This is a genomic window from Rhodopseudomonas sp. BR0C11 (assembly GCF_010820945.1).
Lineage (GTDB): Bacteria > Pseudomonadota > Alphaproteobacteria > Rhizobiales > Xanthobacteraceae > Rhodopseudomonas > Rhodopseudomonas palustris_H.
In genome coordinates, this window is record NZ_QTKI01000220.1 from 1 (window position 1) to 7,766 (window position 7,766).

Below are 7,766 nucleotides of genomic sequence, written 5' to 3' on the forward strand. Positions count from 1 at the left end.
AGATGTGTATAAGTGACAGATAGTCTCGCGATCCACCCGTCGTCGACGACGCATGCCCAGCTCGCGCCGGACAAGCAACTCGCCGCCGGTGTCACGCCCGGCTACGTGCGGCTGTCGATCGGCATCGAGAGCGTCGACGACATTATCGCCGACATCGCCCAGGCGCTCGACGCCACCTGAATTTGCGAGGCGCACATGGCGCTCAATCTGAAGACTCCCCAGGTCGAAACCCGCGACCAGCGGCTCGGCACCATCACCCAGTGGGATGGCCGCGCCGAGCAATTGGTCAAGGATTCGGCCTTCACATACGGCTGTTCAAAGGGGTGCGAGAACGGGGGGCGACGGCTGTGCGAACAGTCGACGCCATTCGCGCAGGCGTCGATGTGCGCCGAGCACATCGCCGTCACCAACGCCACCATCATCCAGGATTCGGTGGTGGTGCAGCATTCGCCGATCGGCTGCGCTGCCAGCCAGTCGTTCACCGCGCGCTACTACCGCGATCTTGCCGCTCGCCGCGGCTGGAAGCTGGAAGACCCGAAGTCGATCTGCACCAATCTCGGCGAGCAGGACATGGTGTTCGGCGGCGTCTCCCGCCTGGAGGACACCATCCGTGACGCCTATGAGCGCCACAAGCCGCGGGTGATTTTCGTGGCGACCTCGTGCGCCACCGGGATCATCGGCGACGATGTCGATGGCGCTGCCAAGCGGGTCGAGGACGAGATTGGCATCCCGGTCGTCACCCTGCATTGCGAAGGGTTCAAATCGAAGCACTGGTCGAGCGGCTGGGACGTGATCGAGCACGGCATCCTGCGCCGGCTGGTGCCATATCCGCGAGCCAAGCAGCCGGACCTGATCAACGTGATCCATCTCGGCGGCCCCGACGTGTTCTCGCCGCTACTGAATCCGCTCGGGCTGCGGGTCAATCTGGTGATGGGCGGCAATACACTGGAACGGCTGGCGCAGATGTCGGAAGCCGCGGCGACGGTGACGATGTGTTTCGTGCTGTCGTATCTCGCCACCGGGCTCGAACAGGAGTTCGGCGTGCCGGAGGTGAGGGCGCCGCTGCCCTATGGGCTGGACGCCACCGACAACTGGCTGCGCGATATCGCGCGGCTGACCGGCACCTCCGACAAGGTCGAGGCGGTGATCGAAAGCGAACGGGCACGCATCGCGCCGGAACTCGCACGTCTGCGCAAGGCGCTGACTGGCAAGCGGGGCTTCGTGGCGGCCGGTGCCGCATTCGCGCACGGGCTGATCACCGATCTGCGCGAACTCGGCGTCACCGTCGACGATGCGTTCTCGTTTCACCACGATCCGACCACCGATTCAGGTGATCCGCAGCAGGATTCGCTCGGCCACCTCGTCGATGCCTGGGGCGACATCCCGAACTATACGGTGAGCCCGGATCAGCATTTCCAGGCCCACGCCGCGCTACTACGGGCCAAGCCGGACTTCGTGATCTGCCGACACACCGGCACGCTGGCGGTGCTGGCCGGGCGAATGGGCATTCCGGTGCTGCCGATTTTCTATTCCAACGACGGCCTCGGTTACGAAGGCCTGCTGACGATCGGCCGCGCCATCCTGCGCGTGCTGCCGCGCAAGCGGTTCTACGAAGACGTCGCCGCGCACAGCTCGTTTCCGTACCAGCCTTGGTGGTTGGCAGAGACCGATCCCTACGCGCCGATCGCCGAGCCGGCCTGAAAGAGTTCATCGATGCTGTCTCCCGTCACCAACGCCCAAGATCCCACCGGTGCGTTCTGCTCTTCGCCGGGCGCGATCGAGCAGGTGCGCTATGGCTGCAGCCTCGGCGCGCTCGCGAGCGTGATCGCCATTCCCGGCGCAATCCCGATCACCCATTGCGGGCCTGGCTGCGCCACCAAACAGTTTCATGCGCTGTCCGGCATCAACGCCTATCAGGGCGGCGAATTCCATGTGCCGAGCACCAATCTCGGCAATCAGGAAGTCATTTTCGGCGGTGCCGACCGGCTCGACGAACTGATCGCCTCGACGCTGAAGGTGATGGAGGCCGATCTGTTCGTGGTGCAGACCGGCTGCATTCCCGGCCTGGTCGGCGACGACGTCGGCAGTGTGGTGCGTCGCTATCAAAAGCGCGGCGTGCCGATCGTGGTGGCCGAGACCAGCGGCTATCGCGGCAATAACTTCACCGGCCATGAGACGGTGATCCGCGCCATCATCGATCAGTTCGTCGACGCCGGCGATGCGCCGCTGCAGCACGGCCTGGTCAATGTCTGGTCGCTGCTGCCCTATCAGAACCCGTTCTGGCGCGGGGATCTCGCCGAGATCCGCCGCATCCTCGAAGGCATCGGCCTCCAGGTGAACATTCTGTTCGGCCCGGCATCGGCCGGCGTCGCGGAATGGCGCGCGATTCCGAAGGCGCAGTTCAATCTCGTGCTGTCACCCTGGCTCGGGCTCTCGACCGCGGCGCATCTCGAGGATCTCTATGGCCAGCCGTTCCTGCACGAGCCGACGATCCCGATCGGCGCCAAGGCGACCAGCGCGTTCCTGCGCCGGGTGGTGGAGTTCGCGGGCCTCGATCGTGCACGCGCCGAAGCGTTCATCGCGCAGGAGGAAAAGGAGCACTACGTTTACTTGCGCGATTTCGCCTGCTTCTACGCCGGCTCGACCAGCCAGTACCGGCTGCCGTCGCAGGCGATCGTGGTCAGCGAAAGCGCCTATAATCTCGCGGTGGCGAGCTTCCTGGTCGAGCAGCTCGGGCTCAATCCGGGGCCGTTCGTGATCAGCGAGAACCCACCGGAGGAACTTCGCGAGACGATCCAGAAACAGTATCGCGCACTTGCCGATCATTCCGGCGCCGAGGCCGTGTTCGAGCAGGATGGCAAGCGCATCCATCAGATCGTGCGCGCGACCGATTTCACAGGCGAACTGCCGATCGTGTTCGGCTCGACCTGGGAGGCGGCGCTGGCCGATGAGATCGGCGCGCCGCTGGTCGAGATCGGCTATCCGTGCACCGACGAGGTGGTGCTGTCGCGCGCTTATGTGGGCTATCGCGGCGCGCTGCAGTTGATCGAGCGGACCTACACCACGGTGGTGCGCGCGAGCACGATGGCCTGACGGCTCAGACCTGTGCGCGGCGGCCGATCCGGGCCGCCGTGTCGCGTTCCACCACGTTGCGGATCACTTCGAGCGCCTCTTGGATCATGGCGGTCGTGACGTCGAGATGCGTGCAGGCGCGGAGCCGGCCGCCGAGGATCGAGATCAGCACGCCATCGGCGCGCATCGCGTCGACGAATTCCTGGTTCGACAATGCCACGTCTGAGATATCGAAATAGACTAGGTTGGTCTCGGGAGGTTCAGCCGTCACGCCGCCAATCTGCGACAAACCCGCTGCGAGCAGCCTGGCATTGGCGTGATCGTCAGCGAGCCGATCGACATTGTGGTCGAGCGCATAGAGGCAAGCGGCGGCGCAAATGCCGGCCTGGCGCAACGAGCCGCCGAGCCGCTGCTTCCACAGCCAAACCTGGTCGATGAAGTCGTTCGAGCCGGCCAATACCGCACCGAGTGGGGCACCGAGACCTTTGCTGAAATCGATCCACACCGAGTCCCAACCCGAGGCGATCTGCCGGGGCGATACGCTGCTGGCGACGCTTGCGTTCATCAGGCGGGCGCCGTCCATGTGGGTGGCGAGCCCGTTGGCGCTAGCCAGCGCCGCGATGTCGCCGAGCGCCGACGTCCGCCACACCGTGCCGCCGCCGAGATTGGTGGTCTGCTCGACGCACACCAAGCTCTGTCTCGCCTGATGACGGTCAGGCCGATGCAGTGCCGCTCGCAGCGTGTCGGCCGAGAACTGACCGGCTGTGCCCGCCAGCGGATGAATCTGAAAGCCGCCGAGCGCCGCGTGTGTGCAGCCCTCCAGCGAGACCACATGCGACGTCTCGTGCGCGAGGATTTCGTCACCGGCTCGGCAATGGGCCAGCGTCGCTGCGATATTGCAGATCGTACCGGACGCCATGAACACCGCGGCTTCCTTGCCGAGCAGGTCGGCAACTCGGGCGCACAGCGCGTTCACGGTCGGATCGGCGCCGATCTGTTCGTCCCCCACCGGTGCCCGCGCCATCGCCTCCCGCATCGCCGCGCTGGGCTGCGTCTGGGTGTCCGACAGCAGATTGATCCGCACCGGCGGCAGTCGGGCATCTTCAGGGGCGGGGGTGTAGATCACGGTGCGATGTCACGCTCACGTTTAACAAAGGCGGTGCTGCCGTTAGCTAGTATAATCTATTAGTTCCACATGAAGTAAAGCTCTTCGCGGAACGCGAAGTGTTCGATGCGGCTGGAGACGTTTTCCTCGAAGATCGTTGTGTTGACCGCGTCTGTCGCGGTCAAATCTGGCAATAGGGCGTCTGGCCTTGCTTTAAGCCGTTTCTCACCGAGCGGCAAAGCACCGCGGGCCAGGATCGTATCAAAGTTCGATTTCATTTGTTCGCCCGCGGGCGAGGCGTGGAAGTCGTCGCAGCCATAGTCGTTGCCGGCGAGACAACGCTGCCCTCAACCGAGTGCGGTCTAGCGGCGTATCGCCGTTGCAGCGAGTGCCTACCTTTTGAAGTCACCGAGCGGTGACCGACATCGCTGTGATTCCAGATCTGGGATTCGCTCATCCATCAATGGTCAGGCGCGCCGGCGATGCACGACAATAGAGGGGGCGTTTCTTGCTTTGATGCCGCCGTGCCAACATAACAGACGAGTTTCCGTGATAACGGACGTTGCTGCCGTTCTGTTGGCGTTGTGGCTGACTTGTTGGAGGAAAGCGAAGAGAAGGCCGTATTCGCGATTGAGTGATTAGCAACGTAATTCTACTCTCCAGGTCAGCAGACGAAGCAAGTTCGTCCCAGACGATGGAGAGAGCCATGAATACCGCAATGCAGATGATGCCGATGATGCCCATGCCGATGCCGATGATGGGCGGGATGCCGGGCATGATGAATCCGATGATGATGAACCCGATGATGGCGGGCATGTCGATGATGGGCATGCCGGGCATGGCGATGCCGATGATGATGTGCAAGATGACTTGCACGATGTCGCCGAACGGCACGATGAGCTGCGAGATGGCGCCGATGGATCCGGCGATGAAGGACATGTTCATGCAGTGCTGCCAGAACATGATGACCATGATGACGGGCGGCATGCCGATGATGATGAGCTGCGGCGGCATGATGATGATGGGGATGATGGCGAAGGCCTAATCGCCTCGTTCCATCTTCTCCAGATCAGCCCGGAGCCGGCCACCTGCCGGCTCCTTGCTGTTGATCAGCAGATCTCTTTGACGGCACCCCTACATAGCTCAGGCGTGCGTTCGCTCCGACGTGAGGACCGCTCCTTGGGCGCAGGTCGCGCGATGAGCGGCTACCCGATAGATTCGACGTAGGTCATGACGAGGAACAGAACGGCTTCCTCGGTGCCGAGATTTCGATAGCTGTGCGGCACATCTGCTTCGAACAGGATTGCGTCGCCGGCACTCAGCACGACGGGCCGCTCCGCACCTGCGGTAATTTCGATGGCACCTTTCGCAACGACCAGATTTTCGCGGGTGCCGGCGGCGTGCGGGTCGGCGTCCTCGCGATGAAGCGGTGCCAACCGCAGTTCGTAGAATTCGGCCTGGCGCTCGCCGTCAAATGGAAACAGCGCGCGTGAGGTGAATTGACCCTGGTTCGACGTCAGAAGTTTGGCGTCGGTGCGGCGCAGCACCTGGGGACGGTGGTTGCCCTCCGTGGCGATCAGGCGCGCAAATGGGACGCCGAGCGCGGTCGCGACCTTCCACAAGGTTCCGATCGTCGGCACGCTCTTGCCGGTCTCGATCTGCCCAAGCATCGCACGGCTGACGCCGGATTGCTTGGCCAGACGTTCAAGCGAGTAACCCTGCCGGACCCGAAGCCGCCGCAGATTATGCCCGACGATCGACGGCAGATCGACTGACACGTGCTTCGCTTCGGTTTCGTGGGATTCGAGCCGGAAGCTGGCGTCGCTCATCCCTTCGCTCCGGGCGTGTAGCTACCGATCAGCATAATCGGTGCCATGACCCAGCTCGGCCAGAAGCCGAAGAAGAAGGCCTGACCGTGAAACGGAAGCGGCTGGTATTGGTCCCACGTCGGGGCTGAGTTCGCCGCAGCGGCGAGCGCCTTTCGTTGCGCCCGGTACACACTCAGATCGATCACATTCGCCGATTGCACGGACACCACGTCCTCATTGTCATCCATCGAAGTCCAATGTTCGGCGATAACCCCCCGCATGACAATCAGTGCAGCGAGAAAACAACGGATCGAGCGCCTTTGCTCTGTCCAGTGGCAAGGCATTTCAGCCTGCTGCGCTCGCGTAGGTCATGTCTGCTATCGGAGACACGGCGGGTCCGGATGTTTCGGGCCAAGTGGGCTGGACCGGCCGAAGCCGAGTCCGCTGCTATTTTACCTCCACGGTTGCGGAGCGCGCGATGGGAGACGTTCGGCGGTTGGTCCGTTGGGCGCTCGATACAAGACGTCCGGCATTGCACGAGCCGTGCGATGCCGGACGAGGTGGTCCAACGGGAGAATCGATGATCAGGACGCCGGCGACCACTTCCAGACGATGTCGCGGACGTTGATCGGTTTCGGGATCAGGCCGAGCTTGTGGAAGCGGTCGGCGGTCTGCTGCTGCTCGGCGATGTATTTCTCGGTCACCGGCGTGATCTCGAACACCGAGCGGCCGACCAGTACGCTCACCACGGCTGGATCGATGCCGGTAGAGGCGGCGAGGGATTTAGTAATCTCGTCGTGATGCGCATTTGCCCATTGCGCTTCCTTGGCGAAGGTCTGGTTGATCAGCGCCACCACGTCGCCATGCGCATTGGTGAATTCGCGGTTGGCGAGGAAGAATCCGATCGAGTCGTGAGCGTCGCCGGCGAAGCTCAGGACGCGGGCGCCGCTCTTCTCGGCCAGCGCGAGGTACGGATCCCAGATTGCCCACGCGTCCACCGTTCCGCCGGCGAATGCCGCGGTGCCATCGGCCGGCGGCAGGTACACCGCGGTCACGTCGGTGAACTGCAGGCCGGCTTTTTCGAGGATGGCGACAGCCGTGTTGTGTGCGCTCGATCCTTTCGGAATAGCAAGCCGCTTGCCTTTGAGATCGGCGACCGATTTGATCGGCGAGTTCGCCGGAACGACGATTCCTTCATTCTTGCCGGAGCCGGGCAGGGCGGCAACGTACAGCAGGTTGGCCGCTGCGGCCTGCGCAAAGATCGGCGGGGTGTCGCCGGTGTAACCGAAATCGATATTGCCGGTGTTGAGCGCTTCGAGCAGCGGCGGGCCGAAGGCGAACTCGACCCACTTCACGGAAAGGCCCTTTTCCTTCAGCGCCGCTTCGAGGACGCCGCGTTCCTTCACAGCAGGCTGAATGCCCGCCTTCTGGAAGCCGATGCGGACTTCCTTCAGGTCCGCCGCAGAGGCAAAGCCGATGGACGATGCCGCGAACGCGGCGAAGGCAAGGGCGAACAACGATCTACGCGACGACATCATGAGCCTGCTCCAGAGATCATTCGTGGGATGTCATTAGAGGCAGGAAATTCGATCCGACTGAATTCCAAAGATCGAAGCCAGTCGTGCGAACTATGCTGCGCAGTATCTGATTGGCGAAAGGACTGTTTACCCCATTCGCTAGTCAGCTTTCTGATCCGTCGCTAGCCGTGCTTGGCGCTTGGTACGCTGACCTCGGCCAAGCGCACGAGATCTTCGTCGCGATCGATGGCGACGTAGCTGCCC

8 protein-coding genes and 1 pseudogene are annotated in these 7,766 nt (G+C 63.0%); 3 read left to right on the plus strand and 6 right to left on the minus strand.

The features are described from left to right. Positions 1-21 precede the first annotated feature (21 nt). From DYI24_RS16555 to DYI24_RS16565, 3 genes and pseudogenes are all read left to right on the plus strand, one after another. Positions 22-180 (plus strand): annotated as a pseudogene (locus tag DYI24_RS16555) (PLP-dependent transferase); the annotation flags it as partial. A gap of 15 nt (positions 181-195) precedes the next feature. Next, complete coding sequence (locus DYI24_RS16560; RefSeq protein ID WP_164573077.1) at positions 196-1,701, plus strand: nitrogenase component 1; 1,506 nt, start codon at positions 196-198, stop codon at positions 1,699-1,701. Positions 1,702-1,713: 12 nt separating this feature from the next. Beyond that, complete coding sequence (locus tag DYI24_RS16565; protein WP_164573078.1) at positions 1,714-3,093, plus strand: nitrogenase component 1; 1,380 nt, start codon at positions 1,714-1,716, stop codon at positions 3,091-3,093. Positions 3,094-3,097: 4 nt separating this feature from the next. Here the strand turns inward: DYI24_RS16565 and DYI24_RS16570 are convergent, their stop codons facing one another. From DYI24_RS16570 to DYI24_RS16595, 6 genes are all read right to left on the minus strand, one after another. Next, a complete protein-coding gene (locus DYI24_RS16570; protein ID WP_164573079.1) occupies positions 3,098-4,198 on the minus strand; it encodes a threonine aldolase family protein in 1,101 nt (366 codons plus the stop codon). A 59-nt stretch (positions 4,199-4,257) separates the two neighbouring features. After that, complete coding sequence (locus tag DYI24_RS16575; protein WP_164573080.1) at positions 4,258-4,455, minus strand: DUF2218 domain-containing protein; 198 nt, start codon at positions 4,453-4,455, stop codon at positions 4,258-4,260. 175 nt (positions 4,456-4,630) lie between these two features. Then, positions 4,631-5,122 carry a hypothetical protein gene (locus tag DYI24_RS28100; RefSeq protein ID WP_199852212.1) on the minus strand — a complete coding sequence of 164 codons (492 nt, stop codon included), beginning with the start codon at positions 5,120-5,122 and terminating at the stop codon, positions 4,631-4,633. A 260-nt stretch (positions 5,123-5,382) separates the two neighbouring features. Beyond that, entirely contained in the window at positions 5,383-6,006 is a 624-nt protein-coding gene (locus tag DYI24_RS16585) for a helix-turn-helix domain-containing protein (RefSeq protein WP_164573081.1), read from the minus strand. Next, entirely contained in the window at positions 6,003-6,233 is a 231-nt protein-coding gene (locus DYI24_RS16590) for a hypothetical protein (RefSeq protein WP_164573082.1), read from the minus strand. The genes DYI24_RS16585 and DYI24_RS16590 overlap by 4 nt, the downstream gene beginning before the upstream one ends. A 336-nt stretch (positions 6,234-6,569) precedes the next feature. Beyond that, a complete protein-coding gene (locus DYI24_RS16595; protein WP_164573083.1) occupies positions 6,570-7,523 on the minus strand; it encodes an aliphatic sulfonate ABC transporter substrate-binding protein in 954 nt (317 codons plus the stop codon). Positions 7,524-7,766 lie beyond the last annotated feature (243 nt).

Excerpts from the sequence above, each read along its gene's own strand:
- DYI24_RS16560 (WP_164573077.1), top strand. The coding sequence starts at position 196 with ATGGCGCTCAATCTGAAGACTCCCCAGGTCGAAACCCGCGACCAGCGG.
- DYI24_RS16565 (WP_164573078.1), top strand. The coding sequence starts at position 1,714 with ATGCTGTCTCCCGTCACCAACGCCCAAGATCCCACCGGTGCGTTCTGC.
- DYI24_RS16575 (WP_164573080.1), bottom strand. The coding sequence starts at position 4,455 with ATGAAATCGAACTTTGATACGATCCTGGCCCGCGGTGCTTTGCCGCTC.
- DYI24_RS28100 (WP_199852212.1), bottom strand. The coding sequence starts at position 5,122 with ATGAACATGTCCTTCATCGCCGGATCCATCGGCGCCATCTCGCAGCTC.
- DYI24_RS16585 (WP_164573081.1), bottom strand. The coding sequence starts at position 6,006 with ATGAGCGACGCCAGCTTCCGGCTCGAATCCCACGAAACCGAAGCGAAG.
- DYI24_RS16590 (WP_164573082.1), bottom strand. The coding sequence starts at position 6,233 with ATGGATGACAATGAGGACGTGGTGTCCGTGCAATCGGCGAATGTGATC.
- DYI24_RS16595 (WP_164573083.1), bottom strand. The coding sequence starts at position 7,523 with ATGATGTCGTCGCGTAGATCGTTGTTCGCCCTTGCCTTCGCCGCGTTC.